We start from the raw sequence: 26,099 nt of genomic DNA, 5'->3' as shown, positions 1-26,099 counted from the left end.
CCCGTGGCCGGTCACGCGTTCACCCATCGGTGGGGAATTCCGGCCCGGTATTGCGCTTTTTCGCCACCGACCACTGCGTTACCGGGAGCTGGGGCCGCCAGGCGGTGAAGGATCCCAGTGGTTCGCCGCGGTAGATCTGAAACCTCCGCAACACGCCGCCCTGGGCAGCCGCCCAGCTGACCAGCAACGATTCCGATTCGGCGGTCACCGCGTTCGCGACGAGCCTGCCGCCCTGTCGCAGCTGCGCCCAACATGTCTCGAGCAGGCCATCCTGAGTCAGGCCGCCACCCACGAAAACCGCGTCGGGCGAGGCGATTTCGGCGTCGACAGCGAGCTCGGCGCGCAGCTCGCCGCGGATCAGGATGTGCGGGACCCCCAGAGCGGCTGCATTGTCGGCGATCTGCCGCCGTCGACGCTCCAGCCGCTCGAATGTGACGGAACGGTTGGCCGGATGCGCGCGGCACCATTCGATCGCGATGCTGCCGGACCCGCCGCCGACGTCCCATAGCAGCTCGCCCGGGGCGGGTGCCAGCGCCGCGAGCGTCAGCGCGCGGATCTCGTGTTTGGTCAGCTGGCCGTCGCCGCCGAACAACCCGTCCGGCAGGCCGGGCAGCCGCGTGGCCCGTGGCCGGTCCGGGTCGGCCGCGCAGGTGATTGCGATGATGTTCAGCGGGTCGCCGGGTGGGCGGTCCCACTGCTTCGCGAGACCGGTGGCCAGACGTTCGGCCGGGCCGCCCAGCTGCTCGAGGACGGTCAGCTCGGAGGCGCCGAAACCATGGCGCCCCAGCAATCGCGCGATCGCCCGCGGCGTGTGTTCGTCGGCGCTGAGCACCAGCAGTCGCCTGCGGTCGGCCAGTTCGGGCAGCACCGTCGCCGACGGCCGCCCCACCAGACTCACCACCGGCGTTTCGGCCAGCGACCACCCCAAACGGGCACAGGCCAGCGAGGCGGACGAGGGCTGTGGCAGAACACGCAGTGCCCCGGCTCCGAGCAGCCGGGCCAGAGTGACGCCGATTCCGTAGAACATCGGATCGCCGCTGGCCAGGACGCACAGGTGCGCGCCGCGGTGCCGCTCGAGGAGCTCTGGGAGCGCGGGCAGCAAGGGAGACGGCCAGGTCACCCGCGGCACCGCCACCGCGTCGGGCACGAGCCCGAGCTGTCGCGCGGAACCGAACAGGAACTCGGCATCGCCGACGGCGGCGCGGGCGGCGCGGCCGAGACCGTCCCAGCCATCGGCGCCGATCCCGACCACCCCGATCGGCGGCCCGGTCCACGGCACGGGCGGGACGACGCTCACCGTGGCATCCGGCGCCAGATCGGCTGGGGCAGCAAACGCATCGCGAAGAACACCGGTTGCAGGATCCGGGGCACCCAGACCCGGCTCGCGCCCCGGCGTACACCCTTGACCACGGCATCGGCGACCTGGGCGGGAGTGCTGGAGAACGGGGCCGGGGACATGCCCTCGGTCATCCGCCCGGTGACGAAGCCCGGTCGGACGAGTAGCAGCTGAACACCGCTGCCGTGCAACGCATCCGCGAGGCCGCCGGCGAATCCGTCGAGTCCGGCCTTGGCCGATCCGTAGATGTAGTTGGCACGCCGGACCCGCACGCCCGCAACGGAGCTGAACACCACGAGCTGCCCTTCACCTTGGGTACGCAGCAGATTCGCCAGGGTGGTGAGCACGCTGGCCTGCGCGACGAAGTCGGTGTGCAGGATCGCCATCGCGTGCGCGGGATCTCGCTCGGCCCGCCGCTGATCGCCGAGCACGCCGAACGCCAGCACCGCGATGCCGATCCGTCCGTGCTCAGCGGCGATCTTCTCCAGCAGCGCCGGATGACCCGCGGTGTCGTCGGCGTCGAACTCGACCGTGTGCACCGCGCTCGCACCGGCGGCCGCGATCTCCGCGCGCTGCGCCGTCAATTCGTCGCTGCGGCGCGCCGCGAGAATCACCACCCGTCCGGGTGCCAGACGCCGGGAGACCTCCAGTCCGATCTCGCTACGACCGCCCAGCAGCAGCACAGCCCCGTCGACCAACCCACGCGTTCCCATGCGCCCCAGTCTGTCATTGGCCCGACGCGGAATGCCGGCGGACACCATCCGACCGCATCCATTGCTGCGGCTGCTTCTGCCTTCACTCGGCCCGACGCACACTGCGGACGCACGTCATCCGACTGCGTCCAGCACGCGCCGGGGGGCTACGGTCGTGGGATGCCGACGAGTACTGCTGAGCTGTCCCCCGCCGCCCTCGAGTTCGTCGCCGAGCGGCATCTCGCCACACTGACGACGTTGCGGGCGGATGGGACGCCGCACGTGGTCGCGGTCGGGTTCACCTGGGACCGAGACGCCGGGATCGCGCGGGTGATCACCAACGACGGCTCGGTGAAGGTGCGTAACGTGCGCCGTTCGGGTTATGCGGCGGTCAGTCAGGTCGACGGCGTCCGGTGGATCACCTTGGAGGGCCCGGCGACCGTGCTCGACGACCCGGACAGCGTCGCCGACGCGGTGCGGCGGTACGCGGGCCGCTACCGCGTGCCCAGGGAGAACCCGACGCGCGTGGTGATCACCATCCAGGTCCGGCGCGTCCTCTCCAGCAGCACCCTCGTCGCACCGGCTGCCGACGGCAAAGCCGCAGGCAACGGCGCCACCGCTTAGCGGTGCCGACCCGGCGCCGTGGCGAGTTCCCAGTGCTTCACAGCACCGTGAGTCCGTGCGGCCGATTGTTCAGCGATTCGCTGCCGTTCTCGGTGACGACCACGATGTCCTCGATACGCGCGCCCCACTCGCCGCGGAAGTAGATACCGGGCTCGACGCTGAAGGCCATCCCCGGCTCCAGGACGAGGTCGTTGCCCGCCACGATGTAGGGCTCCTCGTGCACCGAAAGGCCGATGCCGTGGCCGGTGCGGTGGACGAACGCGGCACCGAAACCGGCCTCGGTCAACGGGTCTCGCGCCGCCGCGTCCACCGCGGCGGCCGTGACGCCGGGGCGGACGGCCGCGACCGCCGCCGCCTGTGCGCGCTCGAGTTGGGCGTATCGGGCGGCCACCTCGGGATCGGGTTCCCCCAGCACGTAGGTGCGGGTCGAGTCCGAGTAGTAGCCGGGTTCGACCGGGCCGCCGATGTCGATGACCACCACGTCACCCGACTCGATGCGCCGCTGTGCGACTCCGTGGTGCGGGTCGGCGCCGTGCGGCCCGCTGCCGACGATGACGAAGGCCGCCTCGGTGTGCCCCTCCGCCAGGATCGCCTCCTCGATGCGGCTACCGACCTCCGCCTCGGTGCGGCCCACCTGCAGGAACTCCCCCATCCGAGCGTGCACCTGGTCGATCGCCGCGCCGGCCCGGCGCAGCGCCTCCACCTCGGCCGCATCTTTGATCATGCGCAGTTCGCGCAGCACCGGCGTAGCGGACACCGGCAGGCCGGTGAAGGATTCGGCCAGCGGCAGCAGATGCAGCGCGGGCATGGCGTCGGCGACGGCCACCCGGGAGCCCACGTGCAGCGCGGACTTCACCATGGCATACGGATCGGTGCCGTCGACCCAGTCCAGCACTTGCAGACCCAGTTCGCCCGCCGCCGAAGCGTCGAGCGAAGCCAGCTCCAGTTTCGGGATCACCACCGACGGGGTCGCCCCGTCCGCGGGGATCACCAGGCAGGTCAACCGCTCGAAGGACTCGGCCGCCGATCCGATGAGGTAACGCAGGTCCGGCCCGGGAGTGATCAGCAAAGCATCCAGATGGGCGGTCCGGATCAGTTCCACCGCCCGCTCCAGCCGAGCACCATAGACGTCCGCCGCGAACCTGGAATCCGTATGCGAGCTCATTCGTCCGACGTTACCCGCCGGACATGCGGCGAGGAACGCGAACTTCGCCGGGCGGTGTCGGTGCGGGCGAGTAACCTCAGCGCGTGACTTCTGTTGCTGGTGGGCCCTTGCTGCTGGTGGACGGTGCCAGTCTGTGGTTCCGCGCCTTTCACGCGATCCCGGACAAGATCACCGCGCCCGATGGCCGGTCGGTGAACGCGCTGCGCGGTTTCACCGACATGGTGGCCTCGCTGATCACCAAGTACGCGCCGGTCCGGCTGGTGGTGTGTCTCGATCTGGACTGGCGGCCCGCGTACCGGGTGAAGCTGGTGCCCTCGTACAAGGCGCACCGGCTGGACACGTCCGCGGAGGCCGCGCCCGGTGCGGAAATGGTTCCCGACACCCTCACACCACAGGTCGAGATGATCCTGGAGGTGCTCGACGCGGCGGGTATCGCGACCGGCGGAGCGGCGGGCCTGGAGGCCGACGACGTCCTCGGCACCCTGGCCACCCGGGAGCGCACCGATGCGGTGATCGTGGTCAGCGGCGACCGCGATCTCCTGCAGCTCGTGCGAGACACGCCCGCACCCCCCGTGCGCGTGCTCTACGCCGGCCGCGGGCTGGCCAAGGCGGAACTGTTCGGCCCGGCCGAAGTGGCGGCGAAATACGGTGTGCCACCAGGGAACGCGGGCCCGGCCTACGCCGACATGGCCACGCTGCGCGGCGACGCCTCCGACGGCTTACCCGGAGTGGCGGGTATCGGTGAGAAGTCCGCGGCCACGCTGATCTCCCGTTTCGGCTCGCTCGACGCGCTGCGCGCGGCCATCGAGGATTCCGACGCCGAGCTCTCCAACGGCGTGCGCGCCCGGCTGCGTGCCGCCGAGGACTACCTGAAGGCCGCCGCGCCGGTCGTCCGCGTGGTCTGCGACGCCGATGTCGCGCTCTCCCGCTCCGACGTCCTCCCAACCGAACCCGCCGACCCGGACCGGCTGCGGGCGCTCGCCACCGCCTACAACGCCGAAAGCCCCGTCACGCGGTTGATCACAGCGCTGGGCGCACGCACCGCCTGACCCGGTACGCGGAAACACTCCCCCGCTCGCATCGCGAAGCGCTCCTAGAAGGCGAACCCCAACGTCGGGCATAACCGATCGCAGCGCCGCCCGCGTCCGAGCGGCCGACGTTCGCGACGAAGTCGGCACTCGCCCGATCGCCCGCTACCAACACGCCGCACCCCCAGGTCGTGCCGCTACCACCCCACGCAACCACATCGGCCCCACCCCCGTTTTCGAGCGAAGCGAGACCGAGCATCCCCCGTTCGCGGCCCGGCTCGCGTCCGAGCGGCCGCCGCGTCCGCGACGAAGTCGCCAGCGGCGGTTGCTCGGACGTGCGCCATTAGGGGGGCCGCGAACACGCAGCGCCGCAGGCGCTGCAAATCAGATACAGCTAACTCGGGCGACCGACCTCGTAGGTGCCGTCATCCTTGGTGATCTTGATGGTGACCTTCTTGGCCTCACCACTGACCTTCACGTCGCACACGAACGTGGCGTCGACCTTGACATCCTGGCCGGACGGGCAGGAGACCTCGCTGACGTCCTGGATGCCGTAGGAGTCCGACAGCACCTTCTTCACACCGTCCTGCACCGCCGCCTGGTCCAGTTGATCCTTGGCGGTCAGCACGAGCACGAGGGCGACGATCGCACCGAGCACCGCGACACCGAGCACGGACAGGCCGATGACCAGGCCCTTGCCTTTGCCGCCTTGTTGCGGCGGTTGCTGGGCAGGGGCGCCCCACTGCGGCTGCTGCTGGCCCCACTGCTGCTGGCCCTGCTGGCCCCAGTCCTGCTGCTGTGGCTGACCCCACTGCGGCTGGCCCTGGGCGGGCTGCTGCCCCCACTGCGGTTGCTGGGGCTGCTGCGGTTGCTGGGGTTGCTGACCCCACTGCTGCTGCGGTTGTCCCCACTGCTGCTGCGGCTGCTGCTCACCCCAGTGCTGGGTCGGCTGGGCCGAGGCCGGGGTCTGCGGCTGACCGCCCCACTGCTGGGTGGGACCCGCCCCGCCGGGCGCCTGCTGTCCACCCCACTGCTGGGTGGGATCGTTGCGTCCCTCCCCGGGTTCATTCGGTCCGTAAGGGCCGCTCATCTGCTTGCCTCCACTCGCATCGTTGTACACACGGTAGCCCCCCGCATGGGCCTCGTCGCATGACACGACTCTTCCGCCACGGTCGGTACGCGAAAGAAATCAAATCACAATCGAATCCGCTGTGTTGACATTGGCGGCGTTCGCGGTGTCCTCCGTGGTTACGGGAGCCGCCGAGCCCGGCGCCACACCGCTCAGGCGGCGTCCACCGCGACGACACCCCGCCGAATCGCGCGCACCGCCTTGGCCGCCGTGCCGGCTACCTCGAGGTCGTCGGCGGTGCCGTGGATCTGATCGAGCAGATCGATGACCTGCCTGCACCAGCGCACGAAGTCGCCCGCCGACAGCGGTGCGCCCTGGTCGCCGCTAGCGAGCAACGACTCGGCCAACCCGTCCCCGCGCGCCCACTTGTAGACGCCGGTGACGAAGCCCAGATCCGGTTCCCTGGTCGGCGGCAGCTTGTGCCGTGCCTCGTCGGTGCGCAATTCGGACCAGACACCGATGGTCGCGCCCACAGCTCGCCGGATCGGCGCCGTCGGTCCGCTCGCGCCGAGATATCCGCCTTCCTGTCGGGATTCGTACACCAGAATCGACACGACGCCGGCCAGCTCGGCCGGACCGAGGCCGCGCCACAGTCCCTGCCGGAGGCATTCGGCGACCAGCAGGTCGCTCTCGGCGTAGATGCGGGCCAGCCTGCGCCCGTCGGCGGTCACCTCGCTGTCGTGGACGAACCCGCGTTCCTCCAGCAGACCGACGATCCGATCGAAGGTGCGGGCCAACGAGTTCGTTGTCGCGGCAACCTTCTGGCGCATGGACTCGGTTTCGCGGAGCAGTCGGTTGTAGCGCTCGCCGACGCGGGCCAGCTGCTCGCGATCGGGCCGGGTGTGCGCCGGATGCGCACGCAGGCTGCGGCGCAGCGTGGCCAGTTCCCGGTCGTCGGCCGCCGCGGAACGGTTGCCGCGCCGCGGCCTGCCCGGCACCGAGATCCCGGTGCTGCGCAGCGCCGAGGCCAGGTCGCGGCGGGTGCGCGCGGTCCGGTGATCCACCCGGCGGGGCAGCCGCATGTGTCCGAGCGCCTCGGCGGGCACCGGGAAGTCGGCCACCGATACCCGGCCCGCCCACTTGTCCTCGGTGAGCACCAGCGGGCGCGGATCTCCCGGCGTCGCGTCCGGCTCCAGGATCACCGCGAGCCCGGCGCGGCGCCCGGACGGAATGGCCACCACGTCGCCGCGGCGCAACGCACCGAGCGCGTCCACCGCCGCGCCCCGCCGGTCGGCGCGGTTTTGCTGGGTCAGCTGCCGTTCCCGCTGCTTGATCCGCTCGCGCAGCGCGAGGTAGTCCAGGAACCCGCCTTCGGCACCGCCGAGCTGATCGCGCAGCTTGCCCAGCGCGCCCTCATTGCGCTCGATGCCGCGCACCAGCCCGACCACCGAGCGGTCCGCCTGGAACTGCGCGAAGGACCGCTCCAGCAGGGCGCGCGACTCGTCGGCACCCATCCGGTCGATGAGGTTGATCGACATGTTGTAGCCCGGCCGGAACGAGCTGCGCAGCGGATAGGTGCGCGTGGACGCCAGGCCGGCGACCGCGCTGGTATCCACCTCGGGCTGCCACAAGACCACCGCGTGGCCCTCCACGTCGATGCCGCGCCGCCCCGCGCGCCCGGTCAGCTGGGTGTACTCCCCCGGCGTGAGTTCCGCGTGCGACTCGCCGTTGAATTTGACCAGCCGCTCCAGCACAACAGTGCGCGCGGGCATGTTGATGCCAAGAGCCAGCGTCTCGGTGGCGAAGACGGCGCGCACCAGCCCGTTGACGAACAGTTCCTCGACGGTGTGCCGGAACGCGGGCAACATCCCCGCGTGGTGTGCGGCCAAGCCCCGGTGCAGCGCTTCGCACCACTCCCAGTAGCCGAGTATCTCGAGATCGGTCTTGGGCAGGTCACCGGTGTGCTTCTGGATGATCGCGTCGATCTCGGCCTGCTCGTCCGCGCGACTCAGGTCCAGCCGCGACCGCAGGCACTGCGCGAGTGCGCCGTCGCAGCCGGCCCGGCTGAAGATGAACGTGATCGCGGGCAGCAGGCCCTCCTCGTCCAGCTTGGCCAGCACCTCTGGCCGCGGCAGCGGACGGAAATCACGGCGTGGACCACCGCGGCCGTTGCGGGGGCCGCCCCAGCTGTTCATCCGGTCGGCGGTTTCCCGCTGCCGGATGAACCGCACCAGGTCCTCATCGACGAGCACTTTCTGTTCGGTGGACTTGGTATCGAACAGGTCGAACATCCGCCGCCCGACCATGACGTGCTGCCACAATGGCACCGGCCTCGTCTCGTCGACGACCACCGCGGTGTCCCCGCGCACGGTCTCCATCCAGGCGCCGAACTCCTCGGCGTTGCTGACCGTGGCCGACAGGCTGACCAGCCGCACGTCCGGCGGCAGATGCAGGATGACCTCCTCCCACACCGCGCCGCGGAATCGGTCGGCGAGGTAGTGCACCTCGTCCATCACCACATACGACAGACCGCGCAGCGCGTCCGAGGACGCGTACAGCATGTTGCGCAGCACCTCGGTGGTCATCACGACCACCGGCGCGTCCGGGTTGATCGACTGGTCGCCGGTCAGCAGTCCGACATTGTCCCGGCCGTGGCGCTCGGTGAGGTCGGCGAACTTCTGGTTCGACAGCGCCTTGATCGGTGTGGTGTAGAAACACTTTCCGGCGGCGACCAGGGCCAGATGCACGGCGAATTCGCCGACGACGGTCTTGCCCGCGCCCGTCGGGGCGCAGACCAGAACGCTGTGGCCCTCCTCGAGCGCCGCACAGGCATTGCGCTGAAACGGATCGAGCCGGAACTTCAGCTCGGCGGAAAATGCGGCCAACTCGGCCGTCTGCGACCGGTGATCTGTCACTCGTCAGAGCGTATCGGAGTAGTCCGACACCGGTCGTGCGGATTTCTCCGGCGGAGTCGTGATCGACTCCGCCGGGTCGACCGGGTCGGGGGCGCCCAACTCGGAGGCTTCCTCATCCGACAGCGCACCCCAGCCCTCGCGCTCTTTACGAGCCCGGCGCCGGTCGTTGATCCGGGAGAACTGGATGGCGACCTCGAACAGGACGGTCAGCGCCAGTGCCAGCGCCAGCATGGAGAACGGGTCCTGCGGGGTGACGATGGCAGCGAAGACGAACAGCCCGAACGTGATTCCCCGGCGCCACGCCTTGAGCTTCTGATAGGTCAGCACCCCGACCAGGTTCAAACCGATGATCAGCAGCGGGGTTTCGAAGCTGACCCCGAAGATGATCAGCAACTGGATGATAAAGCTGAAATACTGCGAGCCGCTCAGCGCGGTGATCTGCACATTGTCGCCGACGGTGAGTAGGAAGCTCAACGCGTGCGCGATCACGATGTAAGCCAGCACCGCCCCGGCGGTGAACAGCACGGTGCCCGAGGACGCGAACCCGATCGCGTACTTGCGTTCCTTGGCGTACAGACCAGGGGTGATGAACGCCCACAGCTGATACAGCCAGATCGGCGCCGCCAGCACGACACCGGCGGTCATGCCGACCTTCAGGCGCAAGGTGAACTGCTCGAACGGCGCGGTGGCCAGCAGTCGGCATTCACCGTCCGGGCTCAGCGCCGCGCGCGCCGAAGCGGGCAGGGAACAATACGGCCCGCGCAGGATCTCACCGAGGCTCTCGATACCCAGGAACGAATGCGCGTACCAGAGGAAACCGAGCACGGTGGTGGCGATCACCGCGGCGATCGAGACCAGCAGGCGGTACCGCAACTCCTGCAGATGCTCGACCAACGACATGGTGCCGTCGGGATTGGTCCTGCGCTTGCTGCGCCGCGGATCGAACGGGATTCGCATGGTTGGTGATCGCCCCTGGGTTGATGTGCCTCGCTCGGCTCGGCAACAGCACTATGGCCGGAGTGAGTTCTTCCTCACTCCGGCACGAGCGGACCCGCTCAGACCGACTTCGGCTCGGTGCGTGGCTCGGTCGCCGACGGCGTCGCCTGCTGCCCGGCGGGCAGCTGCGGTGCGGGCTGCTGAGCCGAGGCACCGGTGTTCGGCGCGTTGCTCTCGTTCTGCATCTGGCTGACCTCGCTCTTGAAGATGCGCAGCGACCGGCCCAGGCTGCGGGCCGCGTCGGGCATCCGCTTCGCGCCGAAGAACATCACGAAAACGACCGCAATGATCAGCCAGTGCCAGATGCTCAGACTGCCCATGATCTACCTCCCAAGACTGTGATGTCTCGATGCTACCGGACCGTGACGTGCGCGAACGCCGCCGTCACTGCTCGTTTGCCCGGCGTTCGGCCGACCCGCCCGCCGCGGCGGCCCGCAGTTGGCCGAGCAGTTCCGGACCGGTCCAGGCACGCCGGTCGCCCTGTTCGGCGGCGACGATCAATTCGATCAGCCGCTGATTCACCGGCGTCGGCATCCCGACCATCGCGCCGAGCCCGACGATTTCACCGCACAGCCAAGAGATTTCGGTCTTGCGGCCCAGTGCCAGATCGTCTGCCATGGACGAACGTGCCACCGGATCGATGGCGAGCACTTGCCCGGCCACCCGCTGGAACACGGCGTCGGGGACGGTCAGCAGCGCGGCCATCACACGCGGCGGTAGCGGAGTCAACCGAGCGGGGCGAATTCGCGCCCGGTTCATCACCGCGAGCGCTTCGCGCTGGGTCAGCGCGAGACAGCGGCGATAGTCGCGGTCGGCGAGTTCCGCGCGCAGCGGACGTCCGGACAGCGCGTTGATCGGGTTGTTCAGGTTGAGCAGCAGCTTGGCCCACTGCACGGGGCGCAGATCCGGGTACCGGCGCAACCCGAGGCCCGCGCGTTCGAACAGGTCCAGAAACGGCGCGAGAGCGGGATCGTCCTGCACCGCGAGGCCGCCTTCGGTACCGCGGTGGAAGCGGCCGCCGGGATGGTGCACGACGTTGAACATCACCATGCCGGCCAGCACCACGCAGTGCGGCAGGATCTCCCGGATCACCGAATCGTTGCCGATACCGTTCTGCAAGCTCAGCACCACGGTGCCCGGCCGGATCTTCCCGCTGAGTTCGCGCACCGCGTCCGCCGTCGCCGCCGATTTCACGGTGACGAGCACCAGGTCGGCCGACCCGGCGTCGTCCGGCTCGGTGGCGACGTGAAACCGGTCCGCGCTGAGCGCGTCGTCGCCGCCGTCGAGGTCGGTGAGCCGCAGCCCGGACACGGTGATCTCGTCGAGCACGCGCCTGCGACCGATCAGGGTGACATCCGCGCCGGCCACGCCCAGCTTGCCGCCGACGAAGTTGCCGATGCTGCCCGCTCCGATCACGAGCACGCGACTGTTCACGCCGTTGCCGCCTCTCGGGTCCGGCGGAAGACCGGTACCCGACGACTGGGTAAAGCGCCGGGCGAACTACTGCGCATCGAGCCTCCGGTGCGCCACCGCTCGGCGGCGCGCTGTTCGGTTGTGCCTCATCGGGCCTCCAGGTATCCGGCTTCCTCGTAGGCGGCCAGGGCGGCGTTGGATCGCTCACGCACGGCCGCGACCAGTTCCGGCGGACCGAGAACGGTGACGCCCGAGCCGAAACCGAGCAGCAGCCGCGCCATCCAGTCCAGCGTGGCGAACCGCATGGTCGCCTCCAGGCTGCCGTCCGGGTGCACTGCGAGCCGGTGCATCGGGTATTGATCGAGTACCCAAGCGTAGTCGGGGTGGATGCGCAACCGCGCCAGCGGAACCGCAGGATCGTCCTGGAACAGGTCCAGGCCCGCCGTCGCGTCGGTGATGTCTTTCGGCGGGCGGGCGGCCTCGTCCAGTTGGGTCGCGGCCTCGATCCGATCGAACCGGAACAGCCGCACGCCTTCGGCCTGCCTGCACCAGGCTTGCAGATAGCTGTTGTCGTCCACGAGGACGATGCGAATCGGATCGACGATACGTTCGGACACCACATCGCGGCTGGCGGAGTAGTACACCAGGCGCACCGCGCGACCGAGCGCAAGCGCTGACCGCACGGCGGCCACGGCGGGAGCCTCTCGCGGCGGGATGCGTGCATGCACGTACTCGCCGGGGGCCGACCCGCCGGCGATGGCGGATTCGATCTTGGCAATGGCCGCGTGCGCCGCCGTCGGGTCGACCATGCCCGGCATGTCCACGATGGAGCGCAGCGCGACCAGCAGCGCCGTCGCTTCGGTGGAAGTCAGCCGCAGCGGCCGGTCGATGCCCGCGGAGAAGGTGACCTCGATGCTCTCCTCGGAGAACGACAGATCGATCAGGTCGCCGGGCCCGTACCCGGGCAGCCCGCACATCCACAACTGGTTGAGGTCGCTCATCAACTGCTTGGTGGTCACACCCAGGTCGGCGGCGGCTTCGGCGGCGCTGATGCCGGGATGGGCGATGAAGTACGGGATCATGTTGAGCAGCCGCGACAGGCGGACCGAGAGCCGGGAACTCATGACCTCGCCCCGCCCGTCGCGCCTGCCGCCCGTTCACTCATGCCCGCTCCTCGCTGACGCTCGCGTCCACCATGACCGCGCAGGCGGCTGTGTCGATGATTCGGTCGCGCACTATGCCCGCACCTCCGTGTGGTCGAACACCGAGCGCAGCCGAGCGATGACGTCGGCCCTGAGGCCTTCGGGGGCGAGCACCACCGCGTCCGGGCCGAGACCGGTGATGAGCCGGGCCAGCCAGTCGGGGGAACGCACCGGCAGTTGCACCACCGAGCCCGAGCGGCCGCCGATGGTGCGCTCGCCGGTGATCTCGCCGAGCCTGCGGATCTCCCGTCCCCGGCCCTCGGCCACCCACACCGTGGCCGAGCCGCTGACCGGCGCGGTGCTGGTGACCTGGTCGACGATGGCGCGCAGGTCGACGCCCTCGGGCTTGCGGACCGCGTTCCGCGGCCCATACGTGGTCACGTCGTCGCCGATCCGGGACAGCCGGAAGCTGCGCACCGCCTTCCGGTCTCGGTCGTGCCCGACCAGGTACCACCGGCCGTGGTGGGTGACCACGCCCCAAGGCTCGACGTCGCGCATCAGATACGGGGCATTGATCGCGCCGCGGTGCTCGAATCGCACCGCCTGGCCCGCGTCGATCGCGGCGAGCAGCTTGCCGAGCACCGGTTCCGACCCGCGCGCGCGGGCCGGTACGGCGGGCACCGACGCCACCGCGGCATCGGTCTCCACGTGGATGCCCGCCGCCCGCAGTTTGAGCAGCGCGCCCTCCGCGGCCGCGGCGAGCTCGGGGGACTCCCACATCTGCACGGCCACCGCGACGGCGGCGGCCTCCTGGTCGGTCAGGTCGATGTCGGGCAGTTCGTAGGCGTCCCGGTTGATCCGGTAGCCCTCGATCGTCGAGTACCGGCTCACCGGTCCCACTTCCAGCGGAATGCCCAGATCGCGCAGCTCGTTCTTGTCCCGCTCGAACATCCGGCTGAACGCCTCGTCGCTGACGGAGTCCTCATATCCGGCGACACTGTCCCGGATCCGCTCCGCGGTCAGGAACTGCCGGGTCGACAGCAGCGCGATGACCAGATTCATCAGCCGCTCGACCTTGGATATCGCCACGCGATAGAGGGTAATCGGCGTGGTGGCGTCACCGCGCGGCGGCGCGCGATTCGGTCGATCACAGCCCGCGAGCGGGCATCATCGAACCATGATCATCGCCTTCTCCGTCACCCCGCTCGGTACCGGTGTCGACGTCGGGCGCGCCGTCGCCGAAGCGCGAACGCCTCCCGTCACCGCCGTTCAGGAGATCAGTTCAACCTGACAAGGCAGGCCCGGCGCCTTGGTCAACTTCTCGTCGGCGGTCAACAGAGGAATATCCAACCGAGCCGCCAGCGCGACGTAGAGCGCATCGTAGAAGGTCACCGTGTGCCGCAGTCCCCACGCCTCGATCGCGAGCCAGCCATGATGCGCGTACCGCTCGTCCACCATCGACTTCAGCAACCGGAGACCTGTGATTGCGGACTCTTCGTTGATGAGCCCCTGTCGCTCGTGCCGCCGCAGGACGTTCCCAACTTCTGCGTCGATCAGGTGCGGCGAGTGGCATACCGACGATGCGATCCGCTCGGCAACGATTGTGCCGACGGCATCCTTGCGCAGGAGCGCCTCTGCTGCCGCGGATGCGTCGAGGACCAACTCGTCACTCATCACGAGCTTCCCGCAGCGCCGCCAGCACGCTCTCGCGGTCGCCCCCTGGTAAAGGATCACGCTCCAGCGCATCTCGGATGGCGGCCATTGCCTCCGCCTTGGTGCGCCGCCGCGCGAGTGCGATCAGCTCCCTACGCATATACGCCTGCAGCGACATGCCAGCGGCTTCGGCTCGGCGGCGAAGCACCTCGGCATCCTCTGCCGGGATATCACGGATCTGAATAGTAGCCATAGCGCTATAGTAGCGCTGCATCAACGCCAAATCAGCGCTGCATCACATCGAGGCAATCAGGCGATCCACGCGCTCGTCGACCGAACGGAACGGGTCCTTGCACAGCACGGTGCGCTGCGCTTGGTCGTTCAGCTTCAGGTGCACCCAGTCGACGGTGAAGTCGCGTCCCGCCTCCTGGGCGGCGGTGATGAAATCGCCGCGCAACTTGGCCCTGGTGGTCTGCGGCGGGGTGTCGACCGCGGCATCCACAGCCTCGTCCTCGGTGACGCGCTTGGCCAGGCCTTTGCGCTGCAGCAGGTCGAACACGCCGCGTCCGCGTTTGATGTCGTGGTAGGCCAGATCCAGCTGAGCGATCTTCGGATCGGACAGTTCCATGCCGTACCGGTCCTGATAGCGCTGGAACAGCTTGCGCTTGATCACCCAGTCGATCTCGGTGTCGACCTTCGCGAAGTCCTGTGCCTCGACCGCGTCGAGGGTCCGGCCCCACAGGTCGACCACCTGATCGATCTGGGGATCGCGGTCCCGGTTGCGCAGATGCTCCACCGCGCGGGCGTAGTACTCGCGCTGGATGTCCAGAGCGCTGGCCTGCCGTCCGCCCGCCAGGCGCACCGGTCGGCGGCCGGTCAGGTCGTGGCTGACCTCGCGGATCGCGCGGATCGGGTTGTCCAAGGCAAAGTCGCGGAACGACACGCCCGCCTCGATCATCTCCAGCACCAGGGCGGCCGTGCCGACCTTGAGCATGGTGGTGGTCTCGGACATGTTGGAGTCGCCGACGATCACGTGCAGGCGGCGGTACTTCTCCGCGTCGGCATGCGGCTCGTCGCGGGTATTGATGATCGGCCGCGAACGGGTGGTCGCCGAGGAGACACCCTCCCAGATGTGCTCGGCACGCTGCGACAGGCAGAAGGTGGCGGCCTTCGGCGTCTGCAGCACCTTGCCCGCGCCGCAGATCAGCTGCCGGGTCACCAGGAACGGCAGCAGCACATCCGAGATCCGGGAGAACTCGCCCGCCCGGACCACCAGGAAGTTCTCATGGCAGCCGTAGGAGTTGCCCGCGGAGTCGGTGTTGTTCTTGAACAGATAGATGTCGCCGCCGATGCCTTCTTCGGCCAAACGCTGCTCGGCGTCGATCAGCAACTCTTCGAGGACCCGCTCGCCCGCACGGTCGTGGGTCACCAATTGCGCCAGGTTGTCGCACTCCGCGGTCGCGTACTCCGGGTGGGACCCGACGTCGAGGTAGAGCCGAGCACCGTTGCGGAGGAACACGTTCGAGCTACGGCCCCAGGACACCACCCGGCGGAACAGATACCGGGCCACCTCGTCGGGGGACAGTCGACGGTGACCGTGGAAGGTGCATGTCACACCGAACTCGGTCTCGATCCCCATAATTCGTCGCTGCACACTATCGACATTACAGCCATGTAAGGGACTTGCGTGGGGCACCGAACAACCCGTATGCATACGTCTTCACAACGATTTGGCCCGCTTTGTCGGAATTTGCGCGGGCGAAACGGCGCTTCCGCCGGAGGATGCACACCTCGGTACCGTGCCAGGGCATGACGGCACGGCCCGCGAACGAACGTCGTTCGCGGGCCGTCGAGCCTCCTCGGCTCGGTGGATCACTCCGCGGAGGGAGTGTCCTCCCCCGAGGACTCCTCGCCCTTCGACCCGGGCTTGCCGTTCTTCGACGTGGCGGTGTCACCGGCCTTCGCCGGGCTCAGCAAACGCTCCAGCGCGGTATTGGTGACCCGCCGGAACGCGCGGCGCGGACGCGCCTGCTCCAGCGTGGCGACCTCGAGCGAGCTCACGTCGAGCACCCGCTTCTCCTTTTCCGCGCCCTCCGGTGCCCGCGCCTGCAGCGCGCGCACCGCGACACCGATCGCGGAGGCCAGATCCAGACCCGGCTGGTAGGACGTCTTCAGCGCGGTGACGATCGGCTCGGTCGTGCCGCCCATCACCACGAACTCCCGCTCGTCCACGATCGACCCGTCGAAGGTGATCCGGTACAGCACCGACTGCGCGGCCTGCTCCGGATAGCCCACCTCGGCCACGCAGATCTCCACCTCGTACGGCTTGAGCTGGTCGGTGAAGATCGTGCCGAGGGTCTGCGCGTAGGCGTTGGCCAGCGCACGGCCGGTGACGTCGCGGCGGTCGTACTGGTAGCCGCGGATATCGGCCTGCAGGATGCCGCCCCGGCGCAGGTTCTCGAACTCGTTGTACTTGCCGACCGCGGCGAACCCGACCCGGTCGTAGAGCTCACTCACCTTGTGCAGCGTCGCGGACGGGTTCTCCGCGACGAACAGCACACCCTTGTCATACGTCAGCACCACGACGCTGCGCCCCCGAGCGATACCTTTGCGCGCCAGCTCGGTCTTGTCGCGCATGATCTGCTCGGCCGACGCGTAGTACGGCAACGTCATGATCAGGCGCTCCCTTCTTCGGCGGCCTCACGGTCGGCCACGATCCCGCGGGTGATCTCCGCGAGCCGCGACTCGGTCACCTCGGCCGCACCCTCCTCATCGATCAGGATCGCCGTCGGGAAGATGCCGCGCACCAGATCCGGACCACCCGTCGCGGTGTCGTCGTCGGCCGCGTCGTAGAGCGACTCGACGGCGATGCGCAGCGCGCGGTCCTGATCGATTCCCTTGGCGTACAACTTCTTCAGCGCGGACTTCGCGAACACCGAGCCGGAACCGACCGCGGCGTACCCGAAACGCTCCTCACTGCGTCCACCCACCACATCGAACGACACGATGCGACCCGCTTTGTCCGGGTCGGTGGCGTCGAGGTCGTAGCCGACCAGCATGGGCACCACCGCCAGACCCTGCAGAGCCGCGGGCAAGTTCTCCCGCACCATCTTCGACAGCTTGTTCGCCTTGCCGCCGAAGGTCAGCGACACGCCCTCGAGCTTCTCGTAGTGCTCCAGCTCCACCGCGAAGATCCGCACCATCTCCACCGCCATGCCCGCGGTGCCCGCGATGCCCGCAGCGGAATAGCTGTCGGTGATGTAGACCTTCTCGATGTCCCGGCTGGCCAACAGGTTTCCCTGGGTGGCGCGCCGGTCGCCGGCGATCAGCACACCGCCGCGGTAGCTGATCGCGACGATGGTGGTGCCGTGCGGAGCGATGTCCTTCGCGGAGGTGCCGCCGGAGAATCCGGCGGCACCCTGTCCGAACCTCGTGGCAGGCAAGAGGTCCGGGGCATGCATGCGCAGGTATTCGGAGAAGGAAGAGAGGGCGTACCCCAAGTGGAGACGCGAGGGGTCACCGACTGTCACTGGCCACCTTTCTGCACGTACGCGCGGACGAAGTCCTCGGCGTTCTCCTCGAGCACGTCATCGATCTCGTCGAGCAGGTCGTCGGTTTCCTCCGCCAGCTTTTCGCGGCGCTCCTGACCGGCGGCGTCTACACCGTCCGGGCTCTCGTCCTCGTCGCCGCCCCCGGCGCGCTTGGTCTGCTCTTGTGCCATGGCAGCCGACCTCCTCTGTCCTCATCATGACCGGGACTCATCGTGAGCACGATCCCGATCATGAGCATTGTCCGTGCTCGTTCCTCAACACTACCTACCAGCGCCGACAGTGTGCCGATTTTGTAGCCGTGCTGTGTTCAGGTGGTCAGTTGCTCGACCAGGTCGGCGGCGGTGTCCACGCCGTCGAGGAGTTTGCCGACATGCGCCTTGGTGCCGCGGCGCGGTTCCAGGGTGGGGATGCGGACCAGGGAGTCGCCGCCCAGGTCGAAGATCACCGAATCCCAGCTGGCGGCCGCGATGTCGGCGCCGAAGCGGCGCAGGCATTCGCCGCGGAAGTAGGCGCGGGTGTCGGTGGGCGGGTTGGTCATGGCATCGAGGACCTGTTGTTCGGTGACCAGCCGCTTCATCGATCCGCGGGCGACCAGGCGGTTGTAGAGCCCCTTGTCCAGGCGCACATCCGAATACTGCAGGTCCATCAGGTGCAGCTTGGGGGCCGCCCAGCCGAGGCCCTCCCGGTTGCGCATGCCCTCGAGCAGCCGCAGTTTCGCGGGCCAGTCGAGCAGGTTCGCGCACTCCATCGGGTCGCGTTCGAGCAGGTCCAGCACCATGGCCCAGTTCTCGATGATGTCCTGGACGCGCTTGTCGTCGTTGCCGGTGCGGTCGGCGAACTTGATCACCCGGTCCAGGTAGACACGCTGCAGTGCGAGCCCGGTGAACTCGCGCCCGTCGGCGAGCGCGACGGTCGCGCGCAGCGTCGGGTCGTGGCTGATCGTGTGCACGGCGGTGACCGGGCGGGCCAGCTGCAGATCCGACAGGTCCTCGCCCGCCTCGATCAGGTCGAGCACCAGCGCGGTGGTGCCGACCTTGAGGTAGGTCGACATCTCGGCCAGGTTGGCGTCGCCGATGATGACGTGCAGCCTGCGGTATTTGTCGGCGTCGGCGTGCGGTTCATCGCGCGTGTTGATGATGCCGCGCTTGAGCGTCGTCTCCAGGCCGACCTCGACCTCGATATAGTCCGAGCGCTGGGACAGCTGGAACCCCGCGTGGTCGCCGGACTGGCCGATGCCGACCCGGCCGGAACCGCAGATCACCTGGCGGGACACGAAGAACGGTGTGAGCCCGACGATGATCTGGTTGAACGGGGTCTCCCGGTTCATGAGGTAGTTCTCATGCGTGCCGTAGGAGGCGCCCTTGCCGTCGACATTGTTCTTGTACAGCTGCAGGCGCGGGGCCCCCGGCACGCTCGAGGCGTGCCGTGCGGCGGCCTCCATCACCCGCTCGCCCGCCTTGTCCCAGATCACCGCGTCCAGCGGATCGGTGACCTCCGGCGCGGAGTATTCCGGATGGGCGTGGTCGACGTAGAGCCGTGCGCCGTTGGTGAGGATCATGTTGGCCGCACCGACCTCATCGGCATCGATCACCGGAGCGGGTCCGTTCATCCGGCTCAGGTCGAATCCCCGCGCGTCACGCAGCGGCGACTCCACCTCGTAGTCCCAGCGGGTGCGCTTCGCGCGCGGCACGCCCTCGGCCGCGGCGTAGGCCAGAACCGCCTGGGTGGAGGTGAGGATCGGGTTGGCCGACGGCTCGGTTGGGGTCGAGATGCCGTATTCGACCTCGATTCCGATGATGCGCTGCATGGTGTCGAGCCTATGCGACGCACCCCGCCGAACCCGTCGCGACCGGCGGAGTTGAATGTCATACCGCAGGTGGTACTTACGTAGGACCCGGCGGAGCGCAGGTCGGGGCGATAGTCTGGACATGACCGAATCGCCCGCCGATCTCCGATCCGACACCCTGGGCCGCCCCCGAGCGGCGGCTCCGCAGGAGTCGACCGCACCCATCCGACTCGCCGCTTTGGACGTGCTACGCGGTATCGCGATTCTCGGCACGCTCGGCACCAACATCTGGATCCTGACCCACCCGCGGGGGGTGATCGGCTACCTCGACGAGCTGGGCGGGTCGTCCGGCGGCTGGATGTGGACCGAGCGGGTGCTCCAGCAACTGGCGCAAGGCAAGTTCCTCGGGTTGCTCACCATTATGTTCGGCATCGGCCTGGCCATCCAGCAACGCTCGGCGACCAGGGCAGGGCGACGCTGGCCGGGCAGGTACCCGTGGCGTGCTGGACTGCTGTTCCTGGACGGCCTGCTGAACTTCGTGTTGGTAGCCGAGTTCGACGTGCTGATGGGGTATGCGGTCACCGGCCTTGTCGTCGCGTTCATACTGGCCACCGGCGAGCGGGCGCAGCGACGCTGGCTGGTCGGCGCGGCGAGCGTGCACGTGGCGATGCTGACCGCGATTGCGCTCGCCATGGCTTTTGTTCCGCAGCAAGATTCGGCGGGCCGCCGCCCGTTGCTGGACCCGAATCCCTATGCGGACAGCTCGTTCTGGGATCTCGCACTGTTCCGGCTGGAGAACGCGGGCATGTTCCGGCTGGAGGCGGTCTTCGTGTTCCCGATGTCGGTCGCGCTGTTCCTGCTCGGCGCCCGGCTGTTCCGCGCTGGGGTGTTCCGCCCGGATGGAGCGCGGATCCGCAAGCGGCTCATGATCGTCGGCTTGGGCGTCGCCGCGCCGATCGATCTGATCGCGGGTGTCGCGGGCGGCGGCGACCTCATCCTGTTCACCCGCTACGGCAGCGCCCCATTCGTCGCCCTCGGCATTCTCTCGGCGGTAGCCGAGTGGTATGTGCGGCGACCCCGGGTCGGATTCGCCGGTCGTCGCCTCACCGAGATCGGCCGCACCGCGCTCAGCTGCTACATCCTGCAGAACCTGGTGGCATCGATCCTGTGCTACGGCTGGGGTTTCGGGCTCGCCGCCCACGTCTCGCCCGGCGACCGGGTTCCCTTCACCGTCGGGATCTATCTGCTGGTGTCGCTGGTGATCGCCCTCGGCGCACACCTCTGGTTGCGCCGCTTCGAGCGAGGCCCGGTGGAGTGGCTGTGGCACGTCAGCTACCGAGCGGTGGCCGGAGAGCGGTGACGGACCGGGAGCGGCAAGGTGGGCCCGCTGGGCCCTGCCACCACCCGCGGGACTGGGGCAGAATCGAGGTATGGCAACGGCAAGCTGGCACGACCGCGTTCTCGCGACCAGCGACGACACCATCGTCGTCGAGGGCAACCACTACTTCCCGCCGGACTCGGTGCGCTCGGAGTTCTTCCAGCCCTCCGATACGAACACGATCTGTCCGTGGAAGGGGACCGCGAGCTACTACACCGTGGTGGTCGACGGCGAGACCAACCCCGACGCCGCGTGGTACTACGCCGACCCGAAACCCAAAGCCGCGCAGATCAAGGATTACGTCGCCTTCTGGCGCGGCGTGGACGTGACCGACAACTGATCCGGAACCTCCGCGGCACGCACCCGAGTGCGTACGTCGGGGGTTGTGCGCTCGGGACCGGGAACGCGGCTGACCGGCGTGGCGAGAGATAGCCGATCGGTGCGCGGTCGGCGGCGAGTCCTGTCCGCACCGGGCCGGCGGCCGCGATCGGCAAAGCGCGAACGCCGCGTGTGTGAAACCGCTAGTCTCGTCAATGGATTCAGCGAGCGCGTCTCAGCCGGGAGCATCATGACGAAGGCTCTGGTCACCAACGGCTTCTCGACGGCGCCCGACGGCACGGCCGACGAACCACCGACGGGCGCCGCGCTGCTGCGGCCCGGGGTCCTGGCCTGCACGGGAGCTATCGGGCCGACGGAGCTGCACGCGCACCATGCGGTGCAGATCATCGCCGCCCGTACCCCGATCGTCGTGGTGGACGGCAGTGGCGTCCGCAAGCAGGGCACCCACGTCATCGTTCCCACCGACGCACCGCACCGTATCGACGTGGGCTCCGCGCACGGCACCGCGGTCTACCTCGACCCGGAGACCGCCGCCGGTGCGGCCGCTGACCGCAGGGCGCACGTCAACGGCTGGGCCGACAGCGCGGACACGCTCGGGCTCGCCGCCGTCGAGGGCGACTTGGCCACGCAGGTCGGCGCCGTCGTCGAGGATCTGCTGCCGCAGCGTCACGCGACCGGAACGGGCGAGCGGCACGCTGTGGTCACCGCGGCGCTGCAGCTGCTGCCCACGCTGGTGCGGACCGGCTCGGTGCGCGGCGCGGATGTCGCACGGCAGCTGGGCGTTCCGGCACCACGACTGACCCAGCTGTTCAGCGAGCAGATGGGAATTCCGTTGCGCCGCTATATTCTCTGGCTGCGACTGCATATCGCGAGGACCCGGGCGCTGGCCGGGGAAGATCTCACGGTGGCGGCGCAGGCGGCGGGCTTCTCCGATGACGCGGACCTGGCCCGCACCTGCCGTCGCACCTTCGGGCTGCCACCGTCGGCGCTGAGCGGCACCGGCGACGGAGGTCTGTAGGGTAGCCCTGCCCGCGAAAATGGGTCGCGTCGCCCCTACTCGGTTGTCTATCGTCTTTTTCGGTTGTGTAAGGGGCGCACCGGATTCTCCGGATCGCGTTCCCCGTGTCGGCGCAGCCACGTCCTTCAGGTGGGCGCAGACCTAAAGTCTGTTGGGGTTCGACTCCCTCTCCCGATGTCCTCCGCCATGGCCACATGCGAAGACGCGGCCTTGCGGGCCGACCGGACCCGTCCGGCCAAGCCCCCGCCGTGTCGCCGCGGCCGTGGCGGAGGCATCCGAAGGACAACGCGGACAACGACTTACGTCGGGGGAAGGAGTGAACCATGTACACCACGGTGATGGAGTGGCAGCGCACGCTGCTGTACCGGGACGGCACGCTGGAGCGGATTCTGCAGCCGGGACGGCACCGGTACGACGCGAAGCGCTGCAGGCTGATCGAGGTCGACATGCGCCCCCGGCTGCTGTATGTCACCGGGCAGGAGCTGCTCACCCGCGACGGACTCGCGCTGCGCGCCAGCTACACCGCGCAGTGGCAGGTCACCGATCCAGCCGCGTTCACCACGGGCGCGCAGAACGCGGAGACGGTGCTCTCCACCGCGGTCCAGGATGCCGCCCGCGGCGCGGTCGCCGCGCACACACTCGACGAGCTCATCGCCGATCGCGGCTTGCTCGCCGGTGATGCCGCCGAGGTCGGCGCGGCCGTGGCGACCCTTGGCATCCGGGTCGACGGGCTGCGCGCTCGCGATCTGATGCTGCCCGGTGAACTGCGCAAGGCGGCGCTGGAAACCGTGCTGGCCAAAGAACGCGGCCGCGCCGAGCTGGAAAAGGCGCGCGCGGAGGCGGCGGCGTTGCGCTCGCTGGCCAATACCGCACGGCTGCTGGAGCAGCACCCGGCCCTGCTGCGCCTGCGGACGCTCCAGGTCGCGACGGTGCCGGGCGCCCAGGTGGTGCTCGCCCCGCGCGACAACGCCTGACCGCCGAGCGACCACACCGCACACCCGGATGCCGAGCCGCCGGACGAGTTCCCGGCTCGGCGCCCGAGCATCGCCTCCGGTTCAGTCCGCCGGGCGGGCCTGGACGTAGTACTCGGCCGAGATCGTCTTCAGGACCTGCCGGACACCCAGCGGCGCCCAGCTCGCGGACCGGTCGTGCCGCACCGAGGGGTCGGTCAGCTCGACGACGCGTCCGCGGGTCTCCACCGCGAATCCGCCCGCGGCGCGAATGTTCTTGACCCAGTCGACGTTCCGCCCGTACGTCAATGCGATGCGGTAGGCGCCGTCCTGCTCGAAGACCATGACCGGCGTCCGGTAGGAGCGCCCGGACCTTCGACCCTTGTGTAGCACGATGCCGAAGCCGGGAGCCCGTCCCGCGACCAGGCCCGCGGTGGGGTTGGTGACCTGCCGGTTGAAATTCGCCAGTGCGTGCGGAAGCACCATGGGCGGCGATCCTCTCTCAGGGTGGCGTGCGGTGTTCACGTTACTCTCGACCAATGTCCGCTCCGCCGCATCGTGACTCGCCGTATGCCGGAGATCCGCGCAGCGAACCGGTCGCGGTCTATGACCCGGCGGGCAACCCGCGCGGCGCCGCCCAGCGCGCCACCGTCTATCGCGACGGATTGTGGCACGCCAGCGCCGGTGTGTTGCTGCGTTCGGGCGACGGCGCGCGGCTCTACGTGCACCGCCGCACCGACACCAAGCTGGTGTTCGCGGGTATGCACGACTGCTTGGCGGGCGGCGTGGTCGCGCCGGGAGAATCACCGCGCGACACCGCCCTGCGCGAACTGGCCGAGGAATTGGGCGTCATGCCCGATCCCGATGGGCCCGCACCGCGGCCGCTGGCGACCGTCTCCTGGGATGGCGAGTGGGACGGTAGGCCGATGCGCTGCCATCTGTTCGCGTACGAACTGCGCTATGACGGACCCGTCCGGCACCAACCCGACGAGATCGCCGACGGCTGGTGGTGGACCGACGCCGAATTGCGCGCGCACCTGGCCGACCCGGATTGGCCGTTCGTCCCGGACACCCGGCTGCTGATCCCCGACCTGCTCGGTGCGCACCGACCGGAGGACGCGGCGGGGTTCACACCATGATCAGCTGGACGACGCGACCGATCCCGCCCAAGCGGCGAACGCGCCGGGATTACGGGTCTGCAGCAGCACCCGGCCGGGACCGGTGAAGTCGAACACGAATCCCTCACCGGACTTCAGCGACTGGATCGATCGACCCGAAACCGCCCGGCGAATGGTGAAATTCATCGCCAAGTCGTAGGCGACCACGTGGCCGGTGTCGATGGTGATCGGCTCGCCCGGCTGCAGATCGATCACATCGATCGCGCCGAAAACGCCTACCACCACCTCCCCCTCGCCATGGGCGCGCAGACCGAAACCGCCCTCGCCGCCGAAGAGGTTCGCGAAACCACCCCATTTGCCCTCCACCTGCACGCCATGGGAATTGGCGATCCAGCCGCCGCGGCTGATGAAGAACGGCCGGTCCGGGGTGATCTGCAAGTTCAGCATGTCGCCGGGTAGCGCGGGCGCCACGTCCACCCAGCCACCCTGCGGCGGCGCGGTGAAGGTCGAGACGAAGAACGATTCGCCGGCCAGCACCGACCGCTTCAACCCGGCCAAGATGCCGCCTTCGGCCTTGGCCTGCAAGGTGACGCCCGCCGAATGGGCGACCATGGCGCCGCTCTCGACGCGCATGGGTTCGCCCCCGGCGAGGAAGCACCGCGCGACGGTCGAGGCGGGGCTGTGGCGCAGTTGTACCTTCATGCCCGCGACCCTACCGCCAGATTCCGAACGCAGGATGGGCTGGATTCGCACCCGTACAGGCGAGACCGCGGCACCGTTGCCGCGGAATCGCCCGCAGGCGCCGACGCCCGCGGCAAGTGACCGTCAGAGCAGATCGCGCAGCGTGGCCTCGTCGCGTGCGACCACCGCGCCACCATCGGCGGTCAGCACGATCGGGCGCTGGATCAGCTTCGGGTGTTCGACCAGCGCCTCGATCCACCGGTCCCGGTCCGCCGCGGTGCGCCCCCAACTCGCCATGCCCAGGTCCTTGGCGATCTGCTCACCGGTGCGGGTGATGTCCCATGGTTCGGCGCCGAGCCGCCGCAGCACGTCACGGAGTTCGGCGGCGGTCGGCGGCTGGTCGAGATACGTCCGCACCGAGTACTCGATGCCGGCCTCGTCCAGGAACGCCGTGGCGTTGCGGCTCTTGGTGCACCGCGGGTTGTGCCAGATCTCGGTCTGCCCGGAAGTCATGCGGGCAGCCTACAAACGAACCGGCCGCGGGATCGAAGACACCCGCCGCATACCCGATCGACACCCGACACAGGGCCGCACGGAGCTGTCGCGTACCCGACGGCGCTACGTCCACGGGCGGGCTCGCCTCTGTCGCAATCTGTGGTGCCCCGGCCGGCGGACCACAGCGCTGGCGGATACCGGCCGTATTGGTGCGTACCACGGCGCACACTTCGATACTGGGCGCATGAGTGAGCAGTTGTCGCCCGAAAACCCTTACGGGACACCGACCACGTCCGGGCCGCAGCCCATCCCGTCGTACCAGAGTGTGGTGAACCGGATCGTGCGGACGCTGCTGCGCGTGCCCGGCATCTCCGGGGTCGTCGGCAAACGGCTGATGATCCTGCACGTTGTCGGGCGTAAGTCGGGCGCGGTCTACGACGTGCCGCTGGCTTACACCAAGTACGGCGAAACTCTGCTGATCGGAACCGCCCTGCGGCCCTGGGTCAAGAACCTGCGTGCGGGCGACCCCGTGCGGGCATCGTTCGGCGGCAAGGCGCGCACGTTCGATCCGGTGGTGCATACCGCCGAGGCCGACGTGCTGCGGCTCTACGAGATCATCGCGCGGGACAACCCGCAGAACGCGAAGTTCAGCGGCATCGGCTTCACTGCCGACGGCTCGCCCTCGAAGGCCGACATCTACCAGGCCTGGCAGCTCGGCGGCGCCGTGGTCGAGCTGACGCCGCGCTGAGC

General features: G+C 69.0%; 28 protein-coding genes. 8 read left to right on the top strand and 20 right to left on the bottom strand.

Annotated features, from left to right (window positions below; all coding sequences use genetic code 11):
• Positions 1–19: 19 nt before the first annotated feature.
• Together cbiE and OHA40_RS29080 are read right to left on the bottom strand one after the other, a co-directional pair.
• Entirely contained in the window at positions 20–1,297 is a 1,278-nt protein-coding gene (gene cbiE / locus OHA40_RS29085; RefSeq protein WP_330230030.1) for a precorrin-6y C5,15-methyltransferase (decarboxylating) subunit CbiE, read from the bottom strand.
• Positions 1,294–2,049, bottom strand: coding sequence for an SDR family NAD(P)-dependent oxidoreductase (locus tag OHA40_RS29080; protein ID WP_330230029.1), 756 nt, complete (start codon positions 2,047–2,049; stop codon positions 1,294–1,296). The genes cbiE and OHA40_RS29080 overlap by 4 nt, the downstream gene beginning before the upstream one ends.
• 159 nt (positions 2,050–2,208) lie before the next feature.
• Here OHA40_RS29080 and OHA40_RS29075 point away from each other — a divergent pair, with 159 nt between their 5' ends.
• Positions 2,209–2,652 carry a PPOX class F420-dependent oxidoreductase gene (locus OHA40_RS29075; protein ID WP_330230028.1) on the top strand — a complete coding sequence of 148 codons (444 nt, stop codon included), beginning with the start codon at positions 2,209–2,211 and terminating at the stop codon, positions 2,650–2,652.
• A 37-nt stretch (positions 2,653–2,689) separates the two neighbouring features.
• Here the strand turns inward: OHA40_RS29075 and OHA40_RS29070 are convergent, their stop codons facing one another.
• Positions 2,690–3,817 (bottom strand): M24 family metallopeptidase, encoded by a 1,128-nt coding sequence (locus OHA40_RS29070; RefSeq protein ID WP_330230027.1) that lies wholly within the window; start codon positions 3,815–3,817, stop codon positions 2,690–2,692.
• A gap of 83 nt (positions 3,818–3,900) precedes the next feature.
• Between OHA40_RS29070 and OHA40_RS29065 the strand changes: the two genes are divergently transcribed.
• Positions 3,901–4,866, top strand: coding sequence for a 5'-3' exonuclease (locus tag OHA40_RS29065; protein ID WP_330230026.1), 966 nt, complete (start codon positions 3,901–3,903; stop codon positions 4,864–4,866).
• 373 nt (positions 4,867–5,239) lie between these two features.
• Here the strand turns inward: OHA40_RS29065 and OHA40_RS29060 are convergent, their stop codons facing one another.
• The 14 genes from OHA40_RS29060 to dop form a co-directional block, all read right to left on the bottom strand.
• Positions 5,240–5,935, bottom strand: coding sequence for a DUF4333 domain-containing protein (locus OHA40_RS29060; RefSeq protein WP_330230025.1), 696 nt, complete (start codon positions 5,933–5,935; stop codon positions 5,240–5,242).
• A gap of 191 nt (positions 5,936–6,126) precedes the next feature.
• Complete coding sequence (locus tag OHA40_RS29055) at positions 6,127–8,829, bottom strand: DEAD/DEAH box helicase (RefSeq protein ID WP_330230024.1); 2,703 nt, start codon at positions 8,827–8,829, stop codon at positions 6,127–6,129.
• 3 nt (positions 8,830–8,832) lie between these two features.
• The gene (gene tatC / locus OHA40_RS29050; RefSeq protein WP_330230023.1) at positions 8,833–9,786 is read right to left on the bottom strand and encodes a twin-arginine translocase subunit TatC; all 954 of its coding nucleotides are present in this window, start codon (positions 9,784–9,786) and stop codon (positions 8,833–8,835) included.
• A 98-nt stretch (positions 9,787–9,884) separates the two neighbouring features.
• A complete protein-coding gene (gene tatA / locus OHA40_RS29045; protein ID WP_040779541.1) occupies positions 9,885–10,145 on the bottom strand; it encodes a Sec-independent protein translocase subunit TatA in 261 nt (86 codons plus the stop codon).
• 64 nt (positions 10,146–10,209) lie between these two features.
• Positions 10,210–11,259, bottom strand: coding sequence for a 2-dehydropantoate 2-reductase (locus OHA40_RS29040; RefSeq protein WP_330230022.1), 1,050 nt, complete (start codon positions 11,257–11,259; stop codon positions 10,210–10,212).
• Between the two features lie 125 nt (positions 11,260–11,384).
• Positions 11,385–12,362: a helix-turn-helix transcriptional regulator gene (locus OHA40_RS29035; protein ID WP_330230021.1), complete on the bottom strand. Its 978-nt coding sequence runs from the start codon at positions 12,360–12,362 to the stop codon at positions 11,385–11,387.
• A gap of 111 nt (positions 12,363–12,473) precedes the next feature.
• Entirely contained in the window at positions 12,474–13,469 is a 996-nt protein-coding gene (locus tag OHA40_RS29030; RefSeq protein WP_330230020.1) for a helix-turn-helix transcriptional regulator, read from the bottom strand.
• 180 nt (positions 13,470–13,649) lie between these two features.
• The gene (locus tag OHA40_RS29025; RefSeq protein ID WP_330230019.1) at positions 13,650–14,054 is read right to left on the bottom strand and encodes a type II toxin-antitoxin system VapC family toxin; all 405 of its coding nucleotides are present in this window, start codon (positions 14,052–14,054) and stop codon (positions 13,650–13,652) included.
• Positions 14,047–14,286 carry a FitA-like ribbon-helix-helix domain-containing protein gene (locus tag OHA40_RS29020; protein ID WP_330230018.1) on the bottom strand — a complete coding sequence of 80 codons (240 nt, stop codon included), beginning with the start codon at positions 14,284–14,286 and terminating at the stop codon, positions 14,047–14,049. The genes OHA40_RS29025 and OHA40_RS29020 overlap by 8 nt, the downstream gene beginning before the upstream one ends.
• 42 nt (positions 14,287–14,328) lie before the next feature.
• Positions 14,329–15,687: a Pup--protein ligase gene (gene pafA, locus OHA40_RS29015; protein WP_174186519.1), complete on the bottom strand. Its 1,359-nt coding sequence runs from the start codon at positions 15,685–15,687 to the stop codon at positions 14,329–14,331.
• A gap of 218 nt (positions 15,688–15,905) precedes the next feature.
• Positions 15,906–16,706, bottom strand: coding sequence for a proteasome subunit alpha (gene prcA, locus OHA40_RS29010; protein ID WP_330230017.1), 801 nt, complete (start codon positions 16,704–16,706; stop codon positions 15,906–15,908).
• Positions 16,707–16,708: 2 nt separating this feature from the next.
• Entirely contained in the window at positions 16,709–17,563 is an 855-nt protein-coding gene (gene prcB, locus OHA40_RS29005) for a proteasome subunit beta (RefSeq protein ID WP_330230016.1), read from the bottom strand.
• Entirely contained in the window at positions 17,560–17,754 is a 195-nt protein-coding gene (locus OHA40_RS29000) for a ubiquitin-like protein Pup (RefSeq protein WP_330230015.1), read from the bottom strand. Before OHA40_RS29000 ends, prcB begins: the two co-directional genes overlap by 4 nt.
• Before the next feature lie 137 nt (positions 17,755–17,891).
• Entirely contained in the window at positions 17,892–19,391 is a 1,500-nt protein-coding gene (gene dop, locus OHA40_RS28995) for a depupylase/deamidase Dop (RefSeq protein ID WP_330230014.1), read from the bottom strand.
• A 121-nt stretch (positions 19,392–19,512) separates the two neighbouring features.
• Between dop and OHA40_RS28990 the strand changes: the two genes are divergently transcribed.
• The 4 genes from OHA40_RS28990 to OHA40_RS28975 all read left to right on the top strand — a co-directional run bounded on the left by OHA40_RS28990 (position 19,513) and on the right by OHA40_RS28975 (position 23,079).
• The gene (locus OHA40_RS28990) at positions 19,513–20,730 is read left to right on the top strand and encodes a DUF418 domain-containing protein (RefSeq protein WP_330230013.1); all 1,218 of its coding nucleotides are present in this window, start codon (positions 19,513–19,515) and stop codon (positions 20,728–20,730) included.
• A 70-nt stretch (positions 20,731–20,800) separates the two neighbouring features.
• A complete protein-coding gene (locus tag OHA40_RS28985) occupies positions 20,801–21,088 on the top strand; it encodes a DUF427 domain-containing protein (RefSeq protein WP_330230012.1) in 288 nt (95 codons plus the stop codon).
• A gap of 228 nt (positions 21,089–21,316) precedes the next feature.
• Positions 21,317–22,105: an AraC family transcriptional regulator gene (locus OHA40_RS28980; protein ID WP_330230011.1), complete on the top strand. Its 789-nt coding sequence runs from the start codon at positions 21,317–21,319 to the stop codon at positions 22,103–22,105.
• Positions 22,106–22,428: 323 nt separating this feature from the next.
• Positions 22,429–23,079, top strand: coding sequence for a slipin family protein (locus OHA40_RS28975; RefSeq protein WP_330230010.1), 651 nt, complete (start codon positions 22,429–22,431; stop codon positions 23,077–23,079).
• 81 nt (positions 23,080–23,160) lie between these two features.
• Here the strand turns inward: OHA40_RS28975 and OHA40_RS28970 are convergent, their stop codons facing one another.
• A complete protein-coding gene (locus tag OHA40_RS28970; protein ID WP_330230009.1) occupies positions 23,161–23,541 on the bottom strand; it encodes a nitroreductase family deazaflavin-dependent oxidoreductase in 381 nt (126 codons plus the stop codon).
• 53 nt (positions 23,542–23,594) lie between these two features.
• Here OHA40_RS28970 and OHA40_RS28965 point away from each other — a divergent pair, with 53 nt between their 5' ends.
• Positions 23,595–24,194, top strand: a complete 600-nt coding sequence (locus OHA40_RS28965) for an NUDIX hydrolase (protein WP_330230008.1) — start codon at positions 23,595–23,597, stop codon at positions 24,192–24,194.
• Here the strand turns inward: OHA40_RS28965 and OHA40_RS28960 are convergent, their stop codons facing one another.
• A complete protein-coding gene (locus OHA40_RS28960) occupies positions 24,195–24,875 on the bottom strand; it encodes a TIGR00266 family protein (protein ID WP_330230007.1) in 681 nt (226 codons plus the stop codon).
• 123 nt (positions 24,876–24,998) lie between these two features.
• Entirely contained in the window at positions 24,999–25,367 is a 369-nt protein-coding gene (locus OHA40_RS28955; protein ID WP_330230006.1) for an arsenate reductase family protein, read from the bottom strand.
• Positions 25,368–25,593: 226 nt separating this feature from the next.
• Between OHA40_RS28955 and OHA40_RS28950 the strand changes: the two genes are divergently transcribed.
• A complete protein-coding gene (locus OHA40_RS28950; RefSeq protein ID WP_330230005.1) occupies positions 25,594–26,097 on the top strand; it encodes a nitroreductase/quinone reductase family protein in 504 nt (167 codons plus the stop codon).
• The last annotated feature ends 2 nt before the right edge of the window (positions 26,098–26,099 follow it).

The sequence above is a fragment of the Nocardia sp. NBC_00508 genome (assembly GCF_036346875.1).
GTDB lineage: Bacteria > Actinomycetota > Actinomycetes > Mycobacteriales > Mycobacteriaceae > Nocardia.
The sequence above is the reverse complement of the archived record's forward strand: the minus strand, read 5'-3'. Positions and strand labels throughout refer to the sequence as shown.